Annotated in this window: 20 protein-coding genes; 8 read left to right on the top strand and 12 right to left on the bottom strand. The window is 68.2% G+C overall.

Going from position 1 to position 23,244, the window contains the following annotated elements:
- Positions 1 to 238: 238 nt before the first annotated feature.
- Both MLE27_RS17095 and MLE27_RS17100 read right to left on the bottom strand, forming a co-directional pair.
- Positions 239 to 1,876, bottom strand: a complete 1,638-nt coding sequence (locus MLE27_RS17095) for a bifunctional metallophosphatase/5'-nucleotidase (RefSeq protein WP_243313737.1) — start codon at positions 1,874 to 1,876, stop codon at positions 239 to 241.
- A gap of 15 nt (positions 1,877 to 1,891) precedes the next feature.
- A complete protein-coding gene (locus tag MLE27_RS17100) occupies positions 1,892 to 2,395 on the bottom strand; it encodes a HyaD/HybD family hydrogenase maturation endopeptidase (RefSeq protein ID WP_243313739.1) in 504 nt (167 codons plus the stop codon).
- Between the two features lie 154 nt (positions 2,396 to 2,549).
- On the opposite strand from MLE27_RS17100, the gene MLE27_RS17105 reads away from it, so the two are divergent.
- From MLE27_RS17105 to MLE27_RS17115, 3 genes are all read left to right on the top strand, one after another.
- Positions 2,550 to 4,601, top strand: coding sequence for a right-handed parallel beta-helix repeat-containing protein (locus tag MLE27_RS17105; RefSeq protein WP_243313741.1), 2,052 nt, complete (start codon positions 2,550 to 2,552; stop codon positions 4,599 to 4,601).
- Between the two features lie 47 nt (positions 4,602 to 4,648).
- Positions 4,649 to 5,425: a DUF1883 domain-containing protein gene (locus MLE27_RS17110; RefSeq protein ID WP_243313743.1), complete on the top strand. Its 777-nt coding sequence runs from the start codon at positions 4,649 to 4,651 to the stop codon at positions 5,423 to 5,425.
- Positions 5,426 to 5,551: 126 nt separating this feature from the next.
- On the top strand, positions 5,552 to 6,007 hold the full coding sequence (locus tag MLE27_RS17115) for a toll/interleukin-1 receptor domain-containing protein (protein WP_243313745.1): 456 nt from the start codon (positions 5,552 to 5,554) through the stop codon (positions 6,005 to 6,007).
- 97 nt (positions 6,008 to 6,104) lie between these two features.
- On the opposite strand, the gene MLE27_RS17120 is transcribed toward MLE27_RS17115, so the two are convergent.
- The 10 genes from MLE27_RS17120 to MLE27_RS18080 all read right to left on the bottom strand — a co-directional run bounded on the left by MLE27_RS17120 (position 6,105) and on the right by MLE27_RS18080 (position 18,644).
- Entirely contained in the window at positions 6,105 to 7,796 is a 1,692-nt protein-coding gene (locus MLE27_RS17120; protein WP_243313747.1) for a nickel-dependent hydrogenase large subunit, read from the bottom strand.
- A 49-nt stretch (positions 7,797 to 7,845) separates the two neighbouring features.
- Positions 7,846 to 8,793, bottom strand: a complete 948-nt coding sequence (locus tag MLE27_RS17125; protein ID WP_243313750.1) for a hydrogenase small subunit — start codon at positions 8,791 to 8,793, stop codon at positions 7,846 to 7,848.
- Positions 8,794 to 9,196: 403 nt separating this feature from the next.
- Positions 9,197 to 10,351 carry a fused response regulator/phosphatase gene (locus MLE27_RS18075; protein WP_279355902.1) on the bottom strand — a complete coding sequence of 385 codons (1,155 nt, stop codon included), beginning with the start codon at positions 10,349 to 10,351 and terminating at the stop codon, positions 9,197 to 9,199.
- Positions 10,329 to 10,940, bottom strand: coding sequence for a CheB methylesterase domain-containing protein (locus MLE27_RS17140; protein ID WP_243313751.1), 612 nt, complete (start codon positions 10,938 to 10,940; stop codon positions 10,329 to 10,331). The genes MLE27_RS18075 and MLE27_RS17140 overlap by 23 nt, the downstream gene beginning before the upstream one ends.
- Positions 10,937 to 13,246, bottom strand: a complete 2,310-nt coding sequence (locus MLE27_RS17145; RefSeq protein ID WP_243313754.1) for a hybrid sensor histidine kinase/response regulator — start codon at positions 13,244 to 13,246, stop codon at positions 10,937 to 10,939. Before MLE27_RS17145 ends, MLE27_RS17140 begins: the two co-directional genes overlap by 4 nt.
- Positions 13,243 to 13,800, bottom strand: coding sequence for a chemotaxis protein CheW (locus MLE27_RS17150; RefSeq protein WP_243313756.1), 558 nt, complete (start codon positions 13,798 to 13,800; stop codon positions 13,243 to 13,245). Before MLE27_RS17150 ends, MLE27_RS17145 begins: the two co-directional genes overlap by 4 nt.
- On the bottom strand, positions 13,797 to 15,068 hold the full coding sequence (locus MLE27_RS17155) for a CheR family methyltransferase (protein WP_243313758.1): 1,272 nt from the start codon (positions 15,066 to 15,068) through the stop codon (positions 13,797 to 13,799). The genes MLE27_RS17150 and MLE27_RS17155 overlap by 4 nt, the downstream gene beginning before the upstream one ends.
- Positions 15,065 to 15,529: a chemotaxis protein CheW gene (locus MLE27_RS17160; RefSeq protein ID WP_243313760.1), complete on the bottom strand. Its 465-nt coding sequence runs from the start codon at positions 15,527 to 15,529 to the stop codon at positions 15,065 to 15,067. Before MLE27_RS17160 ends, MLE27_RS17155 begins: the two co-directional genes overlap by 4 nt.
- Positions 15,529 to 17,622, bottom strand: a complete 2,094-nt coding sequence (locus MLE27_RS17165) for a methyl-accepting chemotaxis protein (RefSeq protein ID WP_243313762.1) — start codon at positions 17,620 to 17,622, stop codon at positions 15,529 to 15,531. The genes MLE27_RS17160 and MLE27_RS17165 overlap by 1 nt, the downstream gene beginning before the upstream one ends.
- Positions 17,619 to 18,644 (bottom strand): methyl-accepting chemotaxis protein, encoded by a 1,026-nt coding sequence (locus MLE27_RS18080; RefSeq protein WP_279355903.1) that lies wholly within the window; start codon positions 18,642 to 18,644, stop codon positions 17,619 to 17,621. The genes MLE27_RS17165 and MLE27_RS18080 overlap by 4 nt, the downstream gene beginning before the upstream one ends.
- 120 nt (positions 18,645 to 18,764) lie before the next feature.
- Between MLE27_RS18080 and MLE27_RS17175 the strand changes: the two genes are divergently transcribed.
- The 5 genes from MLE27_RS17175 to MLE27_RS17195 are packed head-to-tail and all read left to right on the top strand — an operon-like array spanning position 18,765 to position 23,076.
- Positions 18,765 to 19,916: a PAS domain-containing sensor histidine kinase gene (locus tag MLE27_RS17175; RefSeq protein ID WP_243313764.1), complete on the top strand. Its 1,152-nt coding sequence runs from the start codon at positions 18,765 to 18,767 to the stop codon at positions 19,914 to 19,916.
- Between the two features lie 4 nt (positions 19,917 to 19,920).
- Positions 19,921 to 21,156 carry an AAA family ATPase gene (locus MLE27_RS17180; protein ID WP_243313766.1) on the top strand — a complete coding sequence of 412 codons (1,236 nt, stop codon included), beginning with the start codon at positions 19,921 to 19,923 and terminating at the stop codon, positions 21,154 to 21,156.
- A complete protein-coding gene (locus MLE27_RS17185) occupies positions 21,143 to 22,102 on the top strand; it encodes a metallophosphoesterase (RefSeq protein ID WP_243313768.1) in 960 nt (319 codons plus the stop codon). The genes MLE27_RS17180 and MLE27_RS17185 overlap by 14 nt, the downstream gene beginning before the upstream one ends.
- Complete coding sequence (locus MLE27_RS17190) at positions 22,074 to 22,415, top strand: FtsB family cell division protein (protein WP_423747991.1); 342 nt, start codon at positions 22,074 to 22,076, stop codon at positions 22,413 to 22,415. Before MLE27_RS17185 ends, MLE27_RS17190 begins: the two co-directional genes overlap by 29 nt.
- A complete protein-coding gene (locus tag MLE27_RS17195; protein WP_243313771.1) occupies positions 22,408 to 23,076 on the top strand; it encodes a hypothetical protein in 669 nt (222 codons plus the stop codon). The genes MLE27_RS17190 and MLE27_RS17195 overlap by 8 nt, the downstream gene beginning before the upstream one ends.
- Positions 23,077 to 23,244 lie beyond the last annotated feature (168 nt).

Raw genomic sequence — 23,244 nt, forward strand, 5'->3', positions numbered from 1 at the left:
CCGCCCGATATATTTGAAGAATATCGGGCGGCGCGCTCCGGACCGGGCCTCCCCGACAGACTACACGTCTCATCGCGGCAGTACAAGCAGTACAAACGGTACAAGCGGAGGCAACGCGGACAAGGCGCGTGTCCGTTCCAGGACGCGAAGCGGAATGGGAGTCGAGAGGGAGGAACTCCCTCTCGCGGGAGAGTCCGGAGAGGGCGGCGCCCTCTCTGGCCGCCGGAGGCCTCTTCGTCTACTTGGGCAGCGCGTCGCCCAGGCGGACGATGCGGCCTTCCAGGCGCGGGGAGAGGGGCGAGTGCCCGGCGAAGTGATCCGCGAGGGCGTCGCTGATGGCCGCGCCGAAGGCGTAGACCCGCTTGGCCTTCTCCTTGAGCATGGAATAGCCGTCGCCGCCCTTGAGCAGGTAGCCGCTGGTGGCCAGGGAGTAGGTCTTGTCGGGCTGCACCGGGGCGTAGCCGCCGTCCGTATCGAGGATGTCCGCGGTGACGATGCGCTGGCCCTGGGGGCGGCGGGCGTCGAAGGAGTAGCGCAGCCCCGAGACCTGCAGGAAGCGCCCGGTGCCCGAACCGTCGGGCTTGTCGGCCAGGCTGACGCCGTGCTCCAGCACGGTGAGCAGGTCGCGCCCGGAGAGCTGGAAGGTGGCCACGTTGTCGGTGAAAGGGTAGAAGGTGAGCAGGTCGCCCACGGTCACGTCGCCGGCCTTGAGCCCGGCGCGGATGGCCCCGGCGTTGACGAACGCGGCCTGCACGCCCTGGTTGCGGGCGGACATGCGGATGGCGTCGGCCAGGATGTCCCCCAGGCCGCACTCGCCGAAGCGGCAGTCCGGCAGCAGGTTCTCGGTGACCTTGCCCGCCACCTGGCCCACGTAGGGCTTGAGCTCCTCCTGCATGGCCCGGACCCTGGCCAGCATGGCCCCGTCCTGCGGCTTGGATGCGTCCAGCAGCAGGGGCGCGCCGCTCCAGGAGACGGGCGTTCCCTTGGCGTCGAAGTCCACGCTGAGCTCGCCCAGGTATTTGCCCCAGGCCTCGGCCTGCACGATGAGCACCGGCCTGCCCGAGGGCGACTTGACCACCAGGGGGTAGGGCGCGGCGGCCTTGGGGTCCGTGTTGGAGAGCAGGCTGTGGCTGTGCCCGCCCACGATCACGTCCACCCCGTCCACCTCGGCGGCAAGCTGCCGGTCGCGCTCCAGGCCCACGTGGGTCACGGCGACGACGATGTCGGCCTTCTGGGCGGCCAGCTCCTGCACGGAGCGGCGCAGGGCCTGGGCCGCGTCGTGGAAGGCCAGCTCCGGGCCGGGGTTGGAGAGGCGGGAGGTGTCCTCGTTGGCCAGACCCACGATGCCGACCTTGCGCCCGCCGACGGTGAGCACCGTCCATGGCTTGATGCGGGCCTTGAGCGCCGGGTCGCCCGAAGCGTCCAGGTTGGCGGCCAGCACGGGCGCGTTCAGCCCGCTTAAGAAGGTCTGCTCCAGGTTGGCCGGGCCGTCGTCGAACTCGTGGTTGCCCAAGGTCATGGCCTGGTAGCGCAGGGCGTTCATGGCCGTCTGGCTGGGCTTGCCCTTGAGCGCCGTGTAGAAGAGCGTGCCCTGGAACTGGTCGCCCGCGTCCAGCAGCAGGGTGTTGCCGCCTTTCTTGCGCTCGGCCTCCACGGCGGCCGTGATGCGCGGGTAGCCGCCGAAGCACGCGCCCTGGGCGGATTCGTCCTGGGTGCAGGTCTGGCCCAGGTGGTTGAACTCCGCCATGCGGGCGTGGATGTCGTTGGTGTGTAGGATGGTCAGGCGATAAGGCTTGGCCGTTTCGGCGGCCAGAAGCTGGCCGCCCAGCACAAAGACGGCCGCCAGGGCCGCCAGCAGTCCGTAAAGTCGCCGCATCGCCTCCGCCCCGCGTTATTCCAGGTTTTCCCGTTTCTTGTAGGTGCCGCCGGCGGCCTCGATTTCCTTGAGGGCGAAGGCGCACATCTCGTCCAGGCGCTCGGCCAGCAGGGGGGAGATCTCCACGCTCATGGTGTCGTAGTCCACGGGCTGGATGCCCAGCACCACGCAGTCGGGCTTGTTGCCCACCAGGCCGCAGTAGATCAGGGTGTCCACCAGGTCGGTCTGGTGCATGGAGTCCTTGAAGGCCAGGGACTTGCGCAGGTCGTCGCCGGTGCAGCGGTAGATGGTTCCGGGGTCGCCGCCGCCGAGCACCGCGTCCAGGATGATGGCCATGTCGCAGTTGAGCAGCGGGTCCATCAGGCGCATGCCCAGGGTGCCGCCATCGAGCAGGGTGACATTGTCGGAGAACTCGTACTCGCGTTCCAGTTTCTCCATGCAGCGCACACCGACGCCCTCGTCGGTGTAGAGGATGTTGCCCACGCCCATCACCAGAATTCTGCGGGCATTGTCTTCCATTGATGCTCCTCCGGGTTGAAGTGACCCATCATGCCCTGCAAAGGGCCGGCGGGCAAGGGCCGCGACGCGTTGACGCGCCGGTGTGGCCCTGTTATGTGTTGTGGTATATTTAACTGTAATCAAATATCTTTTCGCCGACGTCAAAGGGGCCGCCATGCAGGATGATTCCACACCGTTGCCGTACTGGACGGAGCGCGGCCGCCGCGTGCTGTTCGTCACCTACAAAGGGGACTGCCGCTATGTCCGCCTGGACGGGCGGGAGCTGCTGTTCTCCACCCACACCCTGGCCGACGTGTTCGCCTGCGTCCGCCCGGGCGACATCCTGCAACTGCTGCCGGGCAAGTACTGGCCGCCCATCCTCTACGACGAGGACTCGGGCGCGCCGCCCTCCTGCCGCCCGGTGAAGATCGCCGACATCCACGGCACGCCGGACATGCCCGTGACCATCCGGGGCCTGGGCGCGGCCACCGCGCTCAACGGCGGGCTGGGCGGCGTCCCGCATGATTCCATGCTGCCGGAGATGAAGCACTTCGCCTTCTTCAAGCTGGCGGACTGCTCCTGGATCGAATTCGAAAATCTTGCCGTGGAGAGCTGCTGGCCCACGTTCCTCTACATGGAGGAGTCGTCCTACGTGAGCGTGCGCAGGGTCCGCGCCACGGACAGCCGGTATCTGGTCTACGCGCGCGGCCTGGGCTGCCACCACATCCTCCTGGAGGGCAACCACTGGCGGCAGGACCCCACCGGGGCCATGTGGCGCGACCAGCTCTGGCTCGACTCCAAACGCAAACGCTACTTCTACTGCAACGGCGGCCTGTTCGGCAGCGTGGGCGTCTCGGGCAGCGTGGTGCTGCGCGGCAACACCATCTGCGACGCCTTCAACGGCATGCGCATGAAGACGGAGAAGAAGAAAGAATCAGTGCAGAACTGCAACGTTGAAATCTACTCCAACACCATGCTGCGCGTGCGCGACAACCCGGTGGAGCCCGAACGGGGGGCAACCAACTGGTGGGTGCACCACAACCGCATCCACAACGCGCACGCCTGGTTCTCGCTGGACGAGGTCGCCGGGGGCTTCTGGTACTTCTTCTCCAACACCGGCTGGATCACGGACAAGCCCGGCACCCCGCTGGACCCCAACCGGGGCGGCAAGGTCTACAAGTACGACGCGGGCGGCCCCATGCCGGATGGGTGCGTGCTCGCGTGCAACAACAGCTATAAGCTCTGCAACAGCCTGGTCAAGGGAGGGGCCACCAAGCACCTGAAACATCGAAACAATGCCGTGCTCTTTGCGGACGAGCCCGTGGAGGGAAGCCCGCTCCAGGACGGCTCCGGCTGCCCCCTGCCCGAGGCCGTGCGCAGACCCTTCGCGGATGGCTGCCAGGGCGATGGCAAGGATGGGGATGACAGATTCGTGGGGGACGGCTTCATGCCTGATGGCTGGGTGGGCGGCGTGAGCTTCGATTGCGACCTCACCAACCTGCCCTGGCCCCGCAAGATCACGGAGAACAACCAGGAGCATGGCGGGGTGGTGGACCGTGAGGCGAGTTTCATCGACGCGGAGCGGGGCGACCTGCGGTTGGTGGGCGGCCCCAGGCCGGGCTGCAGGGTGGTGCTCAAGGCCGTGGAGGACTGGCCCGGCGAGTCTGACTGGGATTCGGGGGAGAACACCCCCATCGGAGCCTACGACGCCGCCGGGCGGCTGGTGGCTGGCCCGCCGTTCGTGTTCCTGCGCCCCAAGGGCGCGGACGAGGAGTATGTGGAGATGCCCAGGCTGGTGCGGCTGGAGGTGGAGGGGGGCTCCGGGGATGCCGCCGATCCGGGCGGTTCAACTGCAGGTGGGGCCGAATTGCGGCTCACCTTCTCCACATCCCTGGCAGAGGGTGAACCAGTGCGGGTGCGCGTGGCCTCGGGCGGGCAGGAAACTTGGGTGGACTGCGCGCGGGAAGGGCGCGTGCTGCGCGGCACTCTGCCCGCCGGAATGGGCGTTGCGCGCGGCCTCGGCGAACCGGAATACGCCTGGGCCGGAGTCTACGGGCTCTGGCTCGATGCAGTGCTGCTGCCCGACGACCTCAAGGGGGCCAACGATGAATACGTCACCCTCTGGGCCAGCGTGTTCCCCGGCTTGGGGTTCTACGCTGCGGGGGATGAACCGAGGGTGAAGCCGCCAAAGCCGGTTTGTTTCTGTAATTGTGGGGAAGAGATTTGATCTGGAACCATGTTGAACGATGATTCAAAGTCATCGAGGAGAGTCAAATGCAATTTTGGTATAATGATCTTGGTCATAGAAGCGGTGGGGAGATCGTTGAAGTGACTTTGTCCGGTGATGCGGCGAATGTCCGCCTGATGGATAGTTCCAATTTCAGTAGTTATAAAAGTGGCAGGCAGCACAGATATTATGGGGGGCACGCCACTAAATCGCCAGTGCGATTGCAAGTTCCTCATTCTGGGCATTGGTATGTTGCAATTGATTTTGGTGGTTACCGGGGGAGTACACGATATTCCGTTAGGGTTTTACCGGGTCATTTGCCCCGATTACAGGAAGTTCCACTTGCTTCAGTTCCGTCTCTTGTTCGTGAAAACCGCCAAGATTATCCTGGTGATCTAGATATGAGTAGCGCGGCGTATGATGTTTTCATTTCTCATGCATCTGAAGATAAAGAAGAAGTGGCGCGGCCATTGGCGTTGGCTTTGCAAAATGATGGCCTACGTGTGTGGTATGATGAATTTGAATTAAAAATTGGCGACAGCTTAAGAAGAAAGATCGATAAAGGGCTAGCCAATAGCAGGTTTGGAGTAATAGTGCTCTCAGCTTCATTCTTTGGGAAAGGGTGGCCAAATTATGAATTAGACGGTCTTGTGACGCAGGCGGTCTCTGGAGACCAAGTGTTGCTTCCTATATGGCATAATGTCACAAAAAAAGAAGTCGTAAACTATAGTCCGTCATTAGCTGATAAACTGGCAAGAAGTACTACTTCTCATACAGTAGAAGAAATTGCTAAAGAAATTAGTTCTGTTGTAAGGGGTGAGTAGCTCTGGTTGTTGTGCAATCCTTTTTGATAATTCCCTCGGTGTGTACTTGCAACTGCTGAAGCACAGTGTGGAGCATGTCAACAGATGATAGGCAAATATGTTCATTCAGTCTCGTCGTCTGTTGTCATGAACCATAAGGATTACCGTAGCGAAACGAGTGAAGAAGGGTTCCGGTACGATGTGTTTATATCACATGCATTTGAAGATAAGGATGAGGTGGCGCGTCCTCTGGCAATTGCTTTGAAAAATGGTGGTCTGAAGGTTTGGTACGATGAATTTGAATTAAAGATAGGTGATAATCTGAGAAGAAAGATTGATAGGGGCTTGGCTGATACTCGATTTGGTGTGATTGTGTTGTCTAGATCATTTTTTGAAAAGGATTGGCCTCGCTATGAGTTTGATTGTATTGTAGCGCAAAGCATTTCTGGCGATTACACTATACTGCCTATCTGGCATAATGTTACAAAGCAGGAAGTTTTAAAATATAGCCCGTCTTTAGCTGATAGAGTTGCTAGGAGTACTGCTGCTTATACAGTGGAGGAAATTGCTAAAGAAATTTGCTCGGTTATTAAAGGATTGTAATTTTTCTGTCGATTTATACTGACTTAATTGGCCGCAACAAAAAAGAGGGCCGCATTCGCGGCCCTCTCTCATTCTAGGCTAGTTCTTCAATGCGCTCTTACAGCACCTTGAAGCTGAGCACCTCGTTGCTCTCCGGCTGGATCACGTGCACGCCGCAGGCGATGCAGGGATCGAAGGAGTGGATGGTGCGCAGGATTTCCACCGGGCGCTTGGGATCGGCGATGGGGGTGCCGATCAGGGCCTCTTCCACCGGGGAGAGCTTGCCGGCCGCGCAGCGGGGTCCGAGGCTCCAGGTGGAGGGCACGACCAACTGGAAGTTGTTGATCTTGCCGCCCTTGATGTCGATCCAGTGGGAGAGGGCGCCGCGGGGGGCGTCCACGAAGCCGACGCCCTGGGCGCTGTCCGGCATCTTCCAATCCTGGTAGAGCTTGGTGTTGCCCTTCTTCACGTTGTCGGCCAGCTTCTTCACCCAGGCTTCCATCTCGGCGGCGATGACCGCGGTTTCCACGCCGCGGGCGGCGGTGCGGCCCAGGGTGGAGAACAGGGCTTCCTTGCCGACGCCCAGCTTCTTGCAGATCATGTCAACGACCTTGACGGTGGGCTTGTGGCCCTTGGCGTAGGCCACCAGGACCTTGGCCAGCGGACCGGTCTCCATGGGCTCGCCCATGTAGCGGGGGGCCTTCATCCAGGAGTAGCGGTCCTTGTCGTCGAGGGAGGTGTACTTGGGATCGGTGACGCCCTCGTAGGGGTGCTTGGCTTCGTCGCCAACGTACCAGGAGTGCTTCACGTGCTCCATGATCTGCTTGGGATCGACAGCGCCGACCTTGCCCAGATCACGCTTCATGATGACGCCGGCGGGGAAGAAGCGGTCGTCGAAGCCGAACTCGCTCTTGGTGGGGAACTCGCCGAAGGTCATGAAGTTGGTGGTGCCGCCGATGCCGGCCCAGTCCTTGTAGTAGGAGGCGACGGCCAGAAGGTCGGGGATGTAGACTTCGTCCACGAACTTCTTGGTCTCTTTGTACAGGCTCACGAACTCGGCGATGCGCTCGGGGCGCAGGGCGTCGTAGTTGGTGCAGCCGCCCACCACGGTGAACTGGGTGTGGGGGTTCTTGGCGCCGAAGATGGCCATGGCGCGGGCGGCCTTGACCTGCAGGTGCAGGGCCTCAAGGTAGTGCGCGGTGGCGATCAGGTTCACTTCCGCGGGCAGGTAGTAGGCCGGGTGGCCGCCCAGGAAGTAGGCGTTGGTGAAGATGCCCAGCTGGCCGGAGTCCACCAGGGCCTTCAGCTTGTCCTGCACGGCCTTGAGGTCGGCCGCGTTGGTCTTGCGGGGCGAGATGTCGTTGGCGATCTTGGCGGCCTTCACGGGGTCGGCCTTGAGCGCGTTCTGCACGTCGACCCAGTCCAGGGCGTGCAGGTGATAGAAGTGCACGATGTGGTCATGCAGGTACTGGGAGGCCATGACCAGGTTGCGCATCAGGGTGGCGTTCTCGGGAACCTTCACACCGACGGCGTTGTCCACCGCGCGGGTGGAGGCCAGGGCGTGCACGTAGGTGCAGACGCCGCAGGAGCGCTGGGTGAAGTGCTGGGCGTCGCGGGGGTCGCGGCCCTTCAGGATGATCTCCAGGCCGCGGAAGAGCTGGGAGGAGCTCCAGGCGTTCTTGATCTTGCCGTTCTCAACCTCGACCACCATGCGCAGGTGACCCTCGATGCGGGTGACGGGGTCGACCACGACGGGGCCGGTGAAGGTGCTCTGAGGCGTTTTCATCACTTGAGGCTTGCTGTCAGCCATAACGTTCCTCCGTGAGGTGTGCTGCGGTTCGGGCTACTGCGCCCTGAGACTAACGGCCTACGTAGAAGGGGCTCATGCTGTCCCAGAAGCCCGGCTCGGAGCAGCCGATGCAGGGATGGCCCGCACGAACCGGCCAGTTGGTCGAGTTGAAGAGCACCTTGGGGCAGTTGTTGTTGGTCTCGGGACCGCGGCAGCCCAGCTCATAGAGGCAGTAGCCCTTCTTGGCTTCCTCGGAGTCGAAGCTCTTGGCGAACTCGCCGGCTTCGAAGTGCTTCAGGCGCTCGCACTGCTCGTGCACGGTGACGCCGTAGAAGGCCTTGGGGCGCTGGAGGGAGTCGAGGTCGATCTTCTCGCCCTTCAGGTACAGCACCACGGCGCCCACGAAGTTGATGGGGTTGGGCGGGCAGCCGGCGATGTTGATGACGTCCTTGCGGCCCAGGAACTCGCTCACGGAGACGGCCTTGGAGGGGTTGGGCTTGGCCGCCTGCACGCCGCCGAAGGTGGCGCAGGTGCCCATGGCGATGATGGCCTTGGCCTTGGCGGCGCAAGCCTTCAGGTTGTCGGCCATGGTGTGTCCGCCGACCTTGCCCCAGGCGCCGTTTTCGATGGTGGGAACCGCGCCTTCCTGCACCAGCACGAAGCCCTCGGGGGACTCCATGGCCTTGTGCAGGGCGTCCTCGGCGGCCTCGCCCGCGGCGGCCATGATGGTCTCATGGTAGTCCAGGCTGATGGTGTCGAGGATGAGCTCGTCGATGAAGGGCTGATAGGTGCGCAGGACAGCTTCGGAGCAGCCGGTGCATTCGGCGCCGTGCAGGTAGATCACCGAAGGACGCTTTTTGGCGGTCAGGGCGGCGGCGACTTCACCCGCGGCGCCGGGGCCCATGCCAAGGGCGGTGGCCACTGCCGCGCAGAACTTCATGAAGTCGCGGCGGGAGACGCCCCTTTTTTCCAAGCGTTTTTCGGCGTCGTCCTTGGCAAGACCAATGGATACGCGCATACGGACCTCCCAAATCGTTACAGGTTGGCTGGTTCTCAGGTATAAGCCTCACTGGAAACCGCGGACGCCGTCCCCCACTGACGGTCGACCGGGCCAAAGTCCTCAAAGGCATCAGCGCCTGACATATCCAGGTGCGCGGGATAGTAGCAGAACTGAGGAACCTTTGCTAGAGGAAATTGTTACTTGTAGAACAAGGCAGGTAAAATCCAATGCGCTGCGGGTGCTGTTTTGCGTCCAAAAGGTGGGTTTCGAGGTTTTCGACTCGCTTTGGAGGCATGTGAAGCGGTGAGGGCACGTTATTTATTATCGTGCCACATTATATTGTGATTTGTTTCACTAGGAATACGCATCTCGGAAGGCTCCTGAAAGAGCGCCCGGTCGCCCAGGCGGCGGCCCAAGGGCTTCATCCGATGCGCAGGCGCAAGGCGGTCAGGTCGTCGTCGAGCACTTGCTGGCCCCGCACGGCCCGGGCCTGGTTCAGCAGGTCGGCCAGTTCCGGCCCCGCTGGGCCGTAGCTGGCGCAGCGCTCGCGGAAATCCTCGTAGCCCTCCATGACGCCGTCGGCCCGGCGCAGCTCGTAGGCCCCGTCGGAGAACACCAGCAGGCTGGCCGGCCCGCCCAGGGCGACCTCGTCCTGGCGGAACTGCGCCTCGGGCATGGCTCCGATGAAGATGCTCTGGCAGCGCAGCTCCCTGACTTTCCCGCCGTCCTGGAAGAGCAGCGGGGGCGGATGCCCGGCCGAGGCGAAGCGCACCACGCGGGTCCGCATGTCGTAGACGCCGTAGAAGATGGTGAAATACAGGTCGTTCTGGCGCGGCATCTGGAACACCGCGTTGAGCCCCGCCATCACTTGGGCGGGCTGGGTGAAGTCCACCCCGGGCAGGGTCTGGGCGCGCAGCACGTTGAGGGCCGAGACCGAGAGCAGCGCGGGGCCCACGCCGTGGTCGCAGACGTCGAGCAGGTAGAAGGCGAAGCGTTCCTGGTCGATCCAGTGGTAGCCCAGGGCGTCCCCGCCTAGCTGGGCCGAGGGCTCGAAGAGCCAGTCCGTGCGGATGGGGCCGTGTTCCAGGGGCTTGGGCAGGAGGTTGCGCACGTACTGCGCGGCCTGGTCCAGCTGGCGGGCCAGTTCGCGGTAGGCGCGGTCGCGCTCCAGCAGGCGGGTGTAGGCCTGGGAGTGGTAGCGCAGCCGGGCAATCAGCTCCACGCGGTCGGGCAGCTTGACCAGGTAGTCGTTGGCCCCCAGGGCGAAGGCCTGGGCCTTGGTCTGGGGCTCCTCCTTGGTGGAGAGCACGATGAGGGGCAGGTCCTTGAGTTTGGGGTGGGCGCGGAAGTAGCGCACCAGGGTCAGGCCGTCGATGTCGGGCATAACCAGGTCCAGCAGCACCACGGTGGGCTCGGCGGACAGGGCGGCGGGCAGGGCCTTGGCCGGGTCCTGCACGCTGTGGAAGTCGATGTCGGCCTCGGGGGCCAGCATGCGGCGCACGGCCTCGGAGACCATGGCCTGGTCGTCCACCATGAGCACGGTGACGCGGTGTTCAGCAGGTACGGCTTCGAGCATGTCGGTTCCGGAGGTGTTTGGCCGCAAGGGCGGCGATTGAGTTGAGCGGCAGCACCATCTCGGCCGCGCCGAGCTCGCGCGCGGCCTTGGGCATTCCGTAGACGGCGCTGGTCTCCTGGTCCTGGGCGATGGTCAGCCAGCCCGCCGAGCGCAGGGCCAGCAGGCCCTTGGCCCCGTCGGAGCCCATGCCGGTGAGCAGCACCGCAACCCCCGGGCACAGCCGGGAGTCGGCCAGGCTCAGGAACAGGGCGTCCACCGAGGGGCGGTAGGGCGTGGCCAGCGGGTCCTGGGTATATCGCAGGGTGCTCACCGGGGAGAGCACCAGGTGGTCGCCTCCTCGGGCCAGCAGCACGCGCCCGGGCAGCAGCCGGTCGCCGTCGCTGGCCACGGCCACGGGCAGCGCGCTCTGCTGGGCCAGCAGCTCGGCCAGGTTGCCGCTGAAGGCCTGGTCCAGGTGCTGGGCCACGAGCACGGCGGCCTGGAGATCCCGCGGGAGGCCGGAGAGCAGCTCGGCAACCGCCGACGGCCCTCCGGTGGAGGCGCCGATGGCCAGCACGGGCGGCTGGCGGCAGGAGCAGCTTGTGTTCATGGCTCGCCTATGAGGTCCGCCACGGCCTGGAGCAGGGCTTCGTCGCGGAAACCGGATTTTGCCAGGTAGAAGTCGGCCCCGGCCTCGAGGCCTGCCATGCGGTCCTCCTGGCGGTCCTTGTAGGAGACGATCATCACCGGTGTCCGGGCCAGGGCGGCGTCCGCGCGGATGCGCCGGGTGAGCTCGATGCCGGTCATGCGGGGCATGTCCACGTCGGTAATGATGAGGTCGAAGGAGCCCATGCGCGCCAGGGCCAGGCCCTCCATGCCGTCCACGGCGGTCGTGGCCCGGTAGCCGCGCCCCTCCAGGAGCTGGCGCTGCACCTCGCGCACGGTGAGGGAGTCGTCCACCACCAGCACGCTCTTTGGCGCGCGCTCGGGCGCGAGGGCCTCGCCCGCGCCGACTCCGGCCAGGCGCCCCTCGGCCAGCAGGCCCTCCAGGGAGCGCAGCAGGTCCGCGTCGTCAAGGATGAGCACGGGGGAGCCGTCATCCAGGGTGGAGGCCGCGGCCACGCCGGGCACCTTGCCCAGGCGCGGGTCCAGCGGGTGGACCACCAGGTCGCGCTCGCCCAGGAAGGCCTCCACGGCCAGGCCGAAGCGCGCGCCGCGATCCTCCAGGAGCATGACCGGCAGGGTGGGGTCGTCCTCGTTGCCCGGGAGGGGCGCGGGCGGCACCCCGAGAATCTGGGCGGCCTGGGCCAGGCCCACGTTCTCATGGTCCAGCCGGAGGTACTGCATGCCGCCGGTGGTCTGCACGTCCTCGGCGGGGGCCAGGAGCACCCGCCCGATGCGCGCCAGGGGCATGGCGTAGGGCTCCCCGCCGATGCGCACCACCAGGGCGCGGACCACGGAGCGGCTCACGGGCAGGCGCATCACGAAGGCCGTGCCCTGGCCCGGGGTGGATTCCACCCGCACCTGCCCGCCGACTTCCTGCATGACGGTCTTGACCACATCCAGGCCCACGCCGCGCCCGGAGACGCTGGTCAGGGCGGCGGCCGTGGTGAAGCCGGGCAAAAAGAGGAATTCGAACAGCTCGGAGTCGGTCATGCGCTGGGCGATGGGGGCCGGTGCCAGCCCCTTTGCCTGCACGGAGGCGCGGATGGCCTCGGGGTCGATGCCGCAGCCGTCGTCGGAGAGGCGCAGTTCCAGGCTGCCGGCCACGTGCCTCGCCACCAGCAGGATGCGCCCCTGCTGGGGCTTGCCACTGCGCACGCGTTCCTCCGGGGGTTCGAGCCCGTGGTCCACGGCGTTGCGGGTCAGGTGCAGCAGGGGGGCCTCCAGGCGGTCCAGGATGTCGCGGTCCACCGAGGCGTTGGCCCCTTCCAGCACGAAGCGGGCCTGTTTGCCCAGCTCCTGGGCCAGGTCGCGCACCAGGCGCGGCAGGGCGCGCGCGCCCTCGCCGAAGGGGCGCATCCTGCTGCCGAGCACCTGGTGGTAGAGCTTGTCGGAGAGGATCTCCATGCGCCGGGCCAGGCCATCCAGCGCGCAGACCGAATCCGAGTGCCCGGCGTGCATGGTGCGCAGCATCCCGGCGGCCCTGTCCAACTGGTCCTTGGCGTCGCCCTCGGGGAGCAAGGCGCGGGTCTGGGAGAGCAGGTCCGCAAGGTCCAGGAAGCCGCGCCGCTGGGCGCGGGCCTGCTCGAACACCCGCCCGAGCTGGCCGGATTCCACGATGCACTGCCCGGCCAGGCCCATGAGCCTGCCCAGCAGCTCGGCGGAGAGGCGCACCACGCCGCCGTCCGGCCCGGCCTGCGAGGTTTGGCCGCCGCCCTGATCCTGGGCGGCGCGGGGCTGGGCCGCCTGGGCCGGGAGTGGGGCCCCCAGAGCGGCAGATGCCACGCCCGGAGGGCCTTCAGGGGCGGCAGGGGCAGCCTGGGAGGTGTCCGGGTGGCCGGCAGGGTGGCCGTCCGGGGGCAGCGCGCGCAGGGCGGCCTCCAGCGCGGCGGCCTCGGCCGCGCCGTCGGCCAGGGCCTGGGGCAGGTCCTTGGGGGCCAGGGCGGCCAGGCGCGCGAAGAAGTCGTTGGCGGCCAGCAGGGCGTCCACTTGGGCCTTGCCCGGAACCCGGCCCTCCTGCTGGGCGGCCTGGAACACGTCCTCCATGGCGTGGGCCAGGCCCACGGCCTGGGGCAGGTCCACGATGCGCGCCGCGCCCTTTATGGAATGGGCCGCGCGCATCAGGGATTCGAGCAGCTCGGGGCGCGGGTCGCCCTCCAGGCCGACGAGCCCGTCCTCGATGGCCCGGCAGTGGGTGGAGAGCTCGATGCTGAACAGCTCCAGCAGGGAGAAATCGGCCAGATCGGGGCTCACGGGCGCAGGCTCCCCAGCAGGGCCGCGCCCAACTCCTCGATGCCGGCCAGCCCGGCGCTGCGGCCCTCCAGCTCGATGACGCCCACCACCAGCGGGCTCGGGGCCAGGGCCACGGTGGCGGGCAATGCGCCCAGTTCGCCGGGCAAGTAGCCGCAGGTGCCCGCGGCCTCGTCCACCAGCAGGGCGAAGCGCCCCTGGGGCACCCGCACAGCCACCATGCGCGGCCGTGCAGGGGCCGGGTCCGCCTGGCCCCCCAGCAGGGCGGAGAGCCGGACGCAGGGCAGCAGCTCGCCATCCACGTTGGTCAGGCCCAGGAAGGCCGCGTTGGAGAGCCGGGGCACTGAGTGCACCGGACCGGCGGGCAGGGCCGTCTCGATCATGGCGGCGGGCAGGCCCAGCCACTCGTTCCCGGCCCGCACCAGCATGGCACCGGAGCGGGGGGCGGTGCGCTCGGGCTTGGGCGCGGCGGTCTGGAGGGTCCACTCCTCAAGGATGTCCGCCGGGACCTCGCGGTCGTAGAGCAGGCGCGCTGTCCTGTTGCCGTCGTCGCTCACGGGCGCTCCTCCCCTGCGCGGGCGGCCCTGCCGGAGAGCAGGGCCGCTTCGTCGGCGCGGCCCTGGGCCTGGCGCAGCAGGGCCAGATGGGTGAGCGCCCCGGCGTGGGCCGGGTCGAGGTAGAGGGCCTTGCGCAGGGCCTGCTCGGCCCTCCTGGTGTGGCCCTGGGCCAGATGGGCCACCCCCTGAAGATAGTGCGGCTCGGCGCTTGGGCCGAACAGAGCCAGGTGGGCCTCTATGGCCGTGAGGGCCTCCTCCAGGCGGCCCTGGTCGGCCAGGGCGCGGGCCTCGTCCAGTGTGGGGGCCGGGCAGGCGGCCTGGCCAGGGGCCGGGTTGGAAGGCTCCACCTGTGGATGGGATTTGGGGACGGTCACCCTGGGCCGAGCGCCGGGCCGCACAGAGCAGGCGGCCTTGGCCCTGGAAGCCGCAGGGGCCGCGGGGGAGGGCAGGGGGCAGGCGCTCCATGGGCTGAGCCCCAGCGCGGCGAAGGCCCCGGCCTCGGCCGGGCTGGTGAAGAGCGCCCCGCCTGGGGCCAGCAGGCGCTCCAGGTTGCGGGCGAGGTTCTCGCGGGCCTCGGGCAGCAGGTAGATGAGCAGGTTGCGGCAGAATATGGCGTGATAGGGCCGCTGGCCCGCCAGAAAAGACGGGGACGTGGCGTCGGCCTCGATGAAGGTGATGCGCTCAAGGGCTTGGGGGGCCAGTCGCAGGCCCTGCTCCGTGGCCTGGAAGAAAGCTTTCGGCATGGCCTGCGCGGCCGGGTCGGACGGGCAGCCGGATGGCGCGTCGGCGGCGGGGCCGCGCTGGCTGGATGGGCCGAACAGGCCGGAGCGGGCGGCCTCCAGGGCCGCGGGGCTGGCGTCCGCCGCATCCACCGCGAACTGTCCGGGCTCCAGGCCCGCCTGGAGCAGGGTGGCAGCGGCCGAGGCGGGCTCCTCGCCACGGGCGCAGGGGGCGCTCAGTACACGGTAGGGCCCGTGCTTGGCCTTCACGTGGGCCTGGGCCATGCGGGCCAGGGCGGAGAAGGCATCCCGGTCGCGGAAGAGCCAGCTCTCCTGCACCACGGCATCGCCCGCCAGCAGGCGGCGGGCCACCGGGTCGGATTCCAGCCTGCGCAGGTAGTCCTGCGCGTCCTTCAGGCCCGTGCGCGCGAGCCCGGCCCTAAACGCCCGCCGGACGGCGTCGGCGCCCACGGCCTTGAGCTCCAGGCCGGAAAGAGCGGCGGCCTGGGCCAGGTCCGCCGGGGACAGGCTCGCCCTGGCGGCGCTCACGCGGCCTCCAGCCCGGCCAGCAGGCGCTCCAGAAGTTCGGCCGGCAGGATGGCCCCAAGCTCCAGTATCTGCACCAGCTCGCCCTCGTGCTCGGCCACGCCGCGGATGTAGGGCGCGGCCGGGGCTCCGGGCGCGCTCACGGCGGCCTCGTCCAGCTCCACGGTCTTGAAGACGCGTTCGGCCATGAGGCCCAGCAGGGCGGGGCGGCCGCCGGCCTTCGCGCCGGGCCGGGGCTCCGCCACGACGATGCGGGTGGAGGCGAAGGGGCGAGAGGGCTTGCCCGCCAGGAGCACATTCATGTCCGCCACGGGCAGGGGGCGGCCCCGGTGGTTCATGACCCCGGCCACGTAACCGGGCGCGCCCGCCAGGGGCGCGAGGCTGACCAGGGGGGTGACCTCCTCCACCATGCGCGCGGGCAGGGCGAAGCGGGTTCCGGCGGCCTTGAAGGCGATGAAGAGCATCAGCGCCCCTGGCCGAAGCCCTGGAGCACTTCCCGGAGGCTTTCGGCCGTGCGGTTGAGCTCCTCCGCGGCCAGGCGGAACTCGGCCAGGGAGTCGCGGGTCTGCCCGGCGTTGTCGGCCAGTTGGCTGATGACCTCGCTGATCTGGTCCGCGCCTTCGGCCTGCATGCGCATGCCCTGGGTCACGGTGGAGAAGCGCGGGGTGAGCTCCTCGCCGGAGGCGATGATGCGCCCCAGCTTGGTGTTGACCCCCCGGGAGGTGTCGGCGGTCTGCTCCGCCAGGGCGGAGAAGCCCTCCATGGCGGCCGACCCGGCCTGCACGGAGGCCTGCATGTCCCGGATGGTGCGCTCGATGTCCAGGGTGGCCGTTGCGGTCTGGTCGGCCAGGCGGCGTATCTCGCGGGCCACCACCGCGAAACCGGGCCCGAACTCCCCGGCTTTCTCGGCCTCGATGGCGGCGTTGAGCGAGAGCAGGTTGGTCTGGGTGGCCACCTTGGAGATGGTGGAGAGCAGCTGCCCGATGCCCGAGGTTTTCTCGCGCACCAGGGCCAGCTTGGCGGTCATGGTCTTGCCGGACTGGTAGAGGTCGTCCATGGCCTGCTCCATGACGGCGAGGCTTTCCCGGCCCTCTTCGGCCAGGGCGGAGCTCTTGCTGGCCACGCCCAGCACCTCGGACATGGTGTCCGCCAGGGAGGCGGCCGTGGCCGAGATCTCCTTGCTGGTGGCCCCGACCTCCACCGTGGAGGCGGCCTGCTGGGTGGCGGAGGCCTCCAGTTGGCGGGCCGTGGCCGCGATGCGCTGGGCCGAGGTCTGGATCTGGCCGCCGGTGGCCGTCAGCGTGCTCAGGAGCTCGTCGAGCCCCTGGATCATCACGGAGACCGCGTAGAAGAGCTGGTTGATCTCGGACTGGCTGCGCCCGCTCTCGGTGTTGCGCCTGAGCACCTTGCAGCCCTTCGAGCAGGAGCGCTCCAGCAGGGCGGAGGCCTCGGCCACGCGCCCCTGGGCGATGAGCGTGGCGATGTTGGCCACGCGCGCCAGGGGCCGCGACACGGAGGTGAGGATGGTCCAGGCCAGCATCACCGCCAGGATCACCGAGCCCACGCACACGCCCAGGGCGGAATACATGCGCAGGCGAAGGTTGGCGGCCCGCTCGGCGATGAGCGTGTTGAACACGCCGTTGCAGGCGTCCCAGAGGTCGGCCCCGGCGTCCCTGGCCAGCTTGGCGGACTTCATGAGGCCCTGCATGTTCACCTTGGATGCGGGGTTGCTCAGTGAGCGGCTGACCTCCAGAAAGGCGCGGCTGGCCGTGGCGTACTCCTGCACGGCCTTGGGCAGGACAGCGAGCTTCTCATCCCCGATGGCCCTGCGGGCCTTGGCCAGCTTGTCAGTGATGCGGTCCACCACGGACTGCTCCCACGAGGCGCTGGCCTCCTCCATGCGGGCGCGCTCCTTCTCGGCGCCGGGCAGGTGCGTGAGCGAGAGGTAGCCCGAGGTGTAGAGCCAGCCCAGGCGCTCCTGGGCGCGGGGGATGTCGAAGAGCAGCAGGTACATCAGGTAGTAGCTGGCCAGCTCCGGGTCCAGCACGAGCTTGCCCGAGTCTGCCACGTACTCGCGCAACTGGGAGAGCAGCTCCAGGGCCGCGTTGTGGTTGACGATGGCCTGGTGCGGGGTTTCGGCGCGGGTGTCCAGCAGCTCCAGGAGGTTCTTGCCGAAATTCTTTGGGTCGATTTTCTCGAGCCCCAGGGGGCCGAGCACTTCGGCGTTGAGACCCAGCTCCTGCCCATGCTGGGCCATGCGCTGCTCCAGCACGCCCAGGCGCTCGCGCAGGCCGCTCTCCAGCTTGGCCGATGCGGGGCCTGCGTCCTCCCCGGCGAAGCCCGCCAGGACGAGGCGCAGGTGTTCGGGCACCGTCTCGGTGAGGTCCTCGATGGGTTCCACCACGGAGATGGCCTTGATCTCCACCTGGGTCAGGCGGATGTTTGCGCTCATCTGCCTGGTGAGCAGCACGAGCAGCATGCCGATGGGCACCAGGAAGGCGATGCCGCAGAGGGCGAGCTTGGTCCTTAAGGTGAGGTCGCGCCACCAGGCGATCATGACGATTGGTCCCCCTTGAGGGTTGGAGCGTCCAGCCCGGCCAGCCCTTCGGCCGTGGCGCGCAGCGTTTCGGCCAGCCCGGGCAGCGCGGCCAGCGCGCCCTGCACCCGGTCGGATGTCTCGCGGGCCTTGGTCAGCACGGGCGGCAGCCCGCGCAGCTCGGGGCCGAGACCCTCAAGGGCCAAGGCCAGCTCCTCCAGGGCGCCGGCGGCGTCCCGCACCGCCTCGCGGCTGGCGCGCAGGCGCGCGGCCCCGTGCCCGGCCTGGCGGGTGAGCGTGTCCATCTCCATCACGTCGGCGGCCACGGCCTGGCGCATGCGCGCCACCAGGCGCTCGAAGTCCCCGGCGGTCTGGGCGGCGGTGTCGGCCAGGCGGCGCACGGCCTTGGCCACCACCCCGAAGCCGCGCCCGTGCTCCCCGGCCTTTTCGGCCTCGATGGAGGCGTTGAGCGAGAGCATGTCGGTCTGTTCGGCGATGTCCGCCATGCCCGCCACCAGGGACTGCGCCTGCTCGGCCGTGTCCGCGATGACGGTGAGCTTGGCCTGCGCCCCGCCCGCTCCGGCCAGCACGCGCTCCATGGCGGCGGCCAGCTCGTCCAGGCTCTGGCCCGCCCTGCGGGAGAGCTCCCTGGCGTGCTCCATGCCTTGCGTGGCGGCCGCAAGGGTCTGGAGGGCCTGCGAGCCGCGGCTTCCGGCCACGCCCAGCTGGGCGGTGAGGTCGAAGGCCTCGTCCCCGGCGCGCCCGGCCCTTTCGGCCAGTGTTCCGGCCAGGTCGCCGACCCGGGCGGCGTGCTCCCCGAGCCTGCCGTCATGGGGCTGGGGCCCGGCGCTGGGCGCTGGTTCCGGCCTGGGCGCGTCGCCGGTGGCGGAGCCCAGCGGCAGCGCCGCCAGCCAGCCCGCGAGGGCGGCCGCCGCGAGGCCCACGGCCAACTGCGGCAGGGCCGAGGCCGCAGGATGGAGGAAGATAAGCCCTTCGCGGGCCAGCCAGGCCAGCAGGGCGGCGCAGGCGCAGGCGACGGGCATGTACAGTCCTGGGCGGGAAGTCATGGATCAACACCTAGCGCGCTTCCAGCCCGGGCGCAACGTACCGGGGGCGGCGGATGTTGCCCGTTGCGAAAAAAAGGGATAATAAATAGCCGTATCATGAGTGAGTCAGGACCGTCGAACCTTCCCCCCGAACCGCCGCGCAGCCCGAAATCCGACATCTGCAAAATCTACGAGGGCCTGTGCGGGAACTTCATCGCCCAGACACTGGACGCGATCCCCATCATCGTCATCGTGCTGGACCGCAACAGGCAGGTGGTGCTGGCCAACGCCCAGACCCTGCACGCCACGGGCCTGCCCATCGAAGAGCTTCTGGGCAAGCGCCCGGGTGAGGCACTCAACTGCGTGCACGCCCTGAGCGCCCCCCGAGGTTGCGGCACCACGCAGTTCTGTACGCGCTGCGGAGCCCTGCGCTCTTTGCTGGCCGGGCTGGAAGGGCGCAAATCCGTGCAGGAGTGCAGCCTGAGCAGGATGGGGACCCAGGGCGTCGAAGCTTTGGACCTGCAGGTCAGCTCCTCGCCCATCGAGATCGAGGGCAGCGCCTATGTGCTCTTCAGCATCCAGGACATGAGCGACCACAAGCGCCGCCGCCTGCTGGAGCGCCTCTTCTTCCATGATGTCCTGAACACGGCGGGCGGGCTTTGCGGCCTCATGGGCATCCTGCGTGCGGAGGTGCCCGAGGATTTGCGCGAGGACGCCGACTTCATCCACGGCTCCCTTGCCGGGCTGGTGGAGGAGATATTCACCCAGCGCGACCTGGCCGCCGCCGAAAGCAACGAGCTTCACCCGAGCTTCGGGCGCGTGCGCAGCACAGAGGTGATGGATGCGGCCATGCGCCTGGGAGCCCCCTACGCCAAGGACGGGGACAAGATGCTGCTCCTGGCTCCGGACTCCCTCGACGTGGAGTTCGTCAGCGACCCCGCGCTCCTGAACAGGGTGGTGGGCAACATGGTCAAGAACGCGCTGGAGGCTTCGCGTAATGGTGGAGAGGTCACCATCGGCTGCGGCCTGGAAAAGGGCCGCGTGCGCTTCTGGGTGCACAACCAGACAGCCATGAGCGAGGACGTCCGGCTGCAGGTGTTCAAGCGCAGCTTCTCCACCAAGGGCCGGGGCCGCGGCCTGGGCACCTACGGAATGAAGCTGCTGGGGGAGCGCTACCTGGGCGGCTCCGTGGGGTTCGCATCCACCGAGGAGCAGGGCACCACCTTCCACATCAGCCTGCCCCTCACGCCCCAGGACAGCCCGGCCTGACATCGTGATCCTGCGCCTCACGCTCACCGACTTCATGGCCCACAAGGCCACCTCGCTCGACCTCGCCCCGGGGCTGAACGTGCTCTGCGGCCCCAACAACACGGGCAAGTCCGCCCTGGTGGAGGCCCTGCGCTGCCTGGCCACCAACCCCTCCCGCCGCCACTGCATCCGCCACGGGGCCAGCGAGGCCCGCGTGGAGGCCCTGCTGGACGACGGCTGGCGCGTGGCCTGGGTGCGCCGCAAGGCCCACGCCATCTACGAACTCTACCCCCCCGGCGTGGCCGAGCCCCAGGTCTTCGCCAAGCTGGGCAAGGGCGGCGTGCCGGAGGAGGTGGCCCGGCGGCTCCGGCTGCCCCTGGTCAGCTTCGAGAAGGGAGAGGACGTGGACGTGCACCTGGGGGACCAGCGCCACCCCATCTTCCTGCTGGACCGGCCCGGCTCCGTGCTGGCGGATTTTCTGGCCTCCTCCACGGAGAGCGCGCACCTCATGGCCATGCAGGATCTGCTGCGCGAGAAGGTGCGCCGCGCCAGGACGGACTCCCGCCGCCTGGAGGAGGCCCTGTCCGGCGCCGGGCAGGGGCTGGACCGGCTCGAGGCCCTGCCCGGGCTCTCCCTGCGGCTGGAGGAGCTGCGCGGCGGCGCGGAGGCCTTGGCTTCGCAGGCCGCTTCCGTGCCCCGGCTGGAGGCCCGGCTGGAGAAGATGCGCGGGCTCTCGGAACGCTCGGGCCTGTTGCGCGCCCGCCTGGGCCTGCTGGAGGGCCTCTCGCCCCCTGCGGCCCCGGCCCCGGCCGCGCCCCTGGCCGAGGCGACCGCGCGCCTCCGCGCCCTGCACCTGCGCACGCGCGCGGCCCAGGCCGCAAGCGCGGCCCTGCGGCCCCTGGCGGCCCCCCCGGCTTTGGCCGAAAGCGGCCCGCTGGCCCTGGCCTCGGCCCGGCTTAAGAGGCTGCGCGCCCAGCGCGACGAGGCCGGCCGGCGCGGGCAGGCCCTTGCGGCCCTGGCCTCACCGCCCCCCCTGGCCGACCCCGCCCCCCTGGCCCGGCTCACCGGGGCCATGGCCACCCTAGCCGCGCGCATCGCCAAGGGCCGGGCCTGGCTGGTCGGGCGCGAGGCCGAGCTTGCCGCCCTGGGGGAACGCATCGCCCTCCGCCTGGAGCAGGTGGGCGAGTGCCCCCTGTGCGGCGCGGACCTGGACGCCGCCAAATTCCTGAAGAAGAGGACGCCGGGTCATGAGCCTGCCTAGAATCAAGGCCGAGGGCCTGATGATCGTGTGCGACCCGCACGTGGCCGCCACCCCGCCCGGGCACCGCCTGGAGGGCTACCGGGAGCAGATTCTGGCCAAGCTGGCGGCCTGCCTGGAGCGCGCCCGCGCCCTGGGCCTGCACACGGTCATCGCGGGCGACCTGTTCCACTGGCCGCGCGAGAACCCCAACAGCCTGGTGGTGGAGCTGATCGAGCTGTTCCGGCCGCACCAGCCCTCGGTGCTGGTGGGCAACCACGACAAGTACCTGGCGCGCTTCACCCGCGACGTCTCCCTGGCGGTGCTGGACGCTGCCGGGGCAGTGCGCCTGATGAGCGAGCCCGGCCCCGCCTTCCTGCTGGAGACGCCCGCCGGGCCGGTGCTGGCCGGGGGCTCCCCCGACGGCTCTTTCCTGCCGCGCCATGTGGACAGGGACGGCGCGGTGGAGACCATCTGGTTCAGCCACCACAACATCACCTTCCCCGACCACGAGGGCCTGGTGCTCGAACCCCGCGAGATCCCCGGGCTGGACTGGCTCGTCAACGGGCACATCCACCGCCCGCAGCCCATGGTCGCGGCCGGGGCCACGCGCTGGTGCAACCCGGGCAACATCACCCGCCTGACCTTCTCGGCCCGCACCAAGGCCCGCGTGCCCGCGGCCTCGGTCTGGCGGCCCGGCGCAAGTGCTCTGGAGACCTGGCCCGTGCCCGCGCTCCCCTGGGAGAAGGTCTTCCCGGACCAGCCCTTCGCCCCGGAGCCGGACGCCAAGGAGCGTCACTCCCTGTTCCTCAAGGGCCTGGAGCGCCTGGCCTGGCGACGCACCCAGGAGGGCCTGGGCCTCAAGGATTTCCTTTCCGCCAACTTAAGCCCCGAGCAAGCGGAGACCCCGCTGATCTGGGAACTCTACGAGGAGGTTGCCGGTGGCAAAGACCGCCCCAAGCGACCCTGACGCCCGGCTGGAGCACGAACTCGGCCAGCTCAAGGCCGAATACGAGAAGCTGCGCGAGGAGCAGGTGCGCGCCGAGCAGACCCTGGCCCACCTGCAGTCCGAACTGGCAACGCTGGAGGAGCAGGCCAGGGCCGACTACGGCACCGCCGACCCGGCCGAGCTGGAGCGGATGCTCGCGGCCATGCGCGCGGACAACGCCCGCCTGGTGGAGGAGTATCGCGGGCACATCCAGTCCGTGCGCGAAGGCCTGACGAACCTCGAGCAGGGCCTGGAGCAGGGGCTGGAGGGGGAACCGGGGGGCGGGCGTGGCTGAGGAGCTGGACGCCCTGCGCCGCGAGCTCGAAGGGCTGGAGCGGCGGGCCGGGCGGCTGGAGGGCCGCGCCGAGGCCCTGGTGCGCGAGCACCAGCGCCTGCGCCGCGAGCTTCAAGCCGTGCGCGATTTCCTGGAGATGGCCCCCAAGGCGCAGGACCGCCTGGAGGACCTCTCCCGCGAGTTGTTCGGGGAGCTCATGGAGGAGGTGGAGGCCAACCTGACCCACGCCGTGCGCGAGATCCTCGGGCAGGACCGCAAGGTGGTCAGCCGCAGGGAGGTCAAGAACGGCAAGTTCTTCATCAACCTGGAGATGGAGCAGCAGGGCGGCACCGAGGACATTCTCACCGGCCAGGGCGGCTCGGTCTGCAACATCCTCTCCGTGGGCCTGCGCCTGATCGGCCTGGCCCAGCTCGACCCCGAAACCCACCGCCGCTTCCTGGTGCTCGACGAGCAGGACTGCTGGCTGCGGCCGGAGCTGGTCTCCAGCTTCGCCCGGCTCATCGCCTCCATCGGCGAGCGCCTGGGCCTGCAGGTGCTCTACATCAGCCACCACGCCGTGGACGCCTTCTACGGCCACGCCAGCCGTGTTTTCCAGCTCTCCCCCGGGCGCGACGGCGTACGCGTGGACGTGCTCACCGACAAGGCCGCCAGCCCGGCCTAACCCGGCACTCCAGAATTTAGAGACTGAGTACAGGGGCGGGCCGGAAATCGCGGCGCGCTGGAGGCGTGCGTCTCAACGACACCAGGGCGCGGTGAACCGCAGTGGGTCCGGCCTTGGGCTCCCGAGCGCCGAACCGGGCGATGTTCTTCAAATACAGCGGACGGTTCG

Source organism: Fundidesulfovibrio agrisoli (assembly GCF_022808715.1).
Lineage (GTDB): Bacteria > Desulfobacterota > Desulfovibrionia > Desulfovibrionales > Desulfovibrionaceae > Fundidesulfovibrio > Fundidesulfovibrio agrisoli.

Bases quoted from the DNA above. Each gene is read 5' to 3' on its own strand.
- MLE27_RS17175 (WP_243313764.1), top strand. From the start codon at position 18,765: ATGAGTGAGTCAGGACCGTCGAACCTTCCCCCCGAACCGCCGCGCAGC.
- MLE27_RS17105 (WP_243313741.1), top strand. From the start codon at position 2,550: ATGCAGGATGATTCCACACCGTTGCCGTACTGGACGGAGCGCGGCCGC.
- MLE27_RS18080 (WP_279355903.1), bottom strand. From the start codon at position 18,644: ATGCCCGTCGCCTGCGCCTGCGCCGCCCTGCTGGCCTGGCTGGCCCGC.
- MLE27_RS17165 (WP_243313762.1), bottom strand. From the start codon at position 17,622: ATGATCGCCTGGTGGCGCGACCTCACCTTAAGGACCAAGCTCGCCCTC.
- MLE27_RS17095 (WP_243313737.1), bottom strand. From the start codon at position 1,876: ATGCGGCGACTTTACGGACTGCTGGCGGCCCTGGCGGCCGTCTTTGTG.
- MLE27_RS17185 (WP_243313768.1), top strand. From the start codon at position 21,143: ATGAGCCTGCCTAGAATCAAGGCCGAGGGCCTGATGATCGTGTGCGAC.
- MLE27_RS17140 (WP_243313751.1), bottom strand. From the start codon at position 10,940: ATGAACACAAGCTGCTCCTGCCGCCAGCCGCCCGTGCTGGCCATCGGC.
- MLE27_RS17120 (WP_243313747.1), bottom strand. From the start codon at position 7,796: ATGGCTGACAGCAAGCCTCAAGTGATGAAAACGCCTCAGAGCACCTTC.
- MLE27_RS17115 (WP_243313745.1), top strand. From the start codon at position 5,552: ATGAACCATAAGGATTACCGTAGCGAAACGAGTGAAGAAGGGTTCCGG.
- MLE27_RS17125 (WP_243313750.1), bottom strand. From the start codon at position 8,793: ATGCGCGTATCCATTGGTCTTGCCAAGGACGACGCCGAAAAACGCTTG.
- MLE27_RS18075 (WP_279355902.1), bottom strand. From the start codon at position 10,351: ATGCTCGAAGCCGTACCTGCTGAACACCGCGTCACCGTGCTCATGGTG.
- MLE27_RS17100 (WP_243313739.1), bottom strand. From the start codon at position 2,395: ATGGAAGACAATGCCCGCAGAATTCTGGTGATGGGCGTGGGCAACATC.
- MLE27_RS17110 (WP_243313743.1), top strand. From the start codon at position 4,649: ATGCAATTTTGGTATAATGATCTTGGTCATAGAAGCGGTGGGGAGATC.
- MLE27_RS17160 (WP_243313760.1), bottom strand. From the start codon at position 15,529: ATGCTCTTCATCGCCTTCAAGGCCGCCGGAACCCGCTTCGCCCTGCCC.